Source organism: Bacteroides sp. ET71 (assembly GCF_023336905.1).
Lineage (GTDB): Bacteria > Bacteroidota > Bacteroidia > Bacteroidales > Bacteroidaceae > Bacteroides.
This window is the reverse complement of record NZ_JAMBLS010000158.1, coordinates 1-386: the sequence shown is the minus strand read 5'-3', so window position 1 is coordinate 386 and position 386 is coordinate 1. Positions and strand designations below refer to the sequence as shown.

1 protein-coding gene is annotated in these 386 nt (G+C 46.9%); it reads right to left on the bottom strand.

Annotated elements, in window-relative coordinates; translation table 11 throughout:
* The coding region (locus tag M3090_RS15670) for a transposase (protein WP_317239258.1) at positions 1-386 on the bottom strand (386 nt) is incomplete at both ends.

The following is a 386-nucleotide window of genomic DNA, read 5'->3' as shown; positions in this document are numbered from 1 at the left end:
TCCACGTTCCGCAAGCCCCTCAAAGGTTTTATGGATCAATATGCGTTGTCTCCGGCATACACGCAGCGGTGTGGAATCCACAAAGCTGATACCGGTGCAGGTGCCCAGCAAGACCTCCTTGATGAAGACGGTCAGCTGCAACAGGACTTCTTTCTCCAGCTCCACAAAACGGTTATAGGACACACGTCTGGGGAAAAGGTAGGGCAGATGCTTGCAGACATATTCCTTGTAATAATGCTTGAAACATCGGAAACCTCCCGAATGGAACAGGATCAGGATGACCATGATTTCCGTATCACTCATCCGGTTCGGCTTGTTCCGATACTTATGGTTCCTATCTTTAATCATGTATTTTTCCTGTACTTTGGCAAATTCCTTGCAAAAAT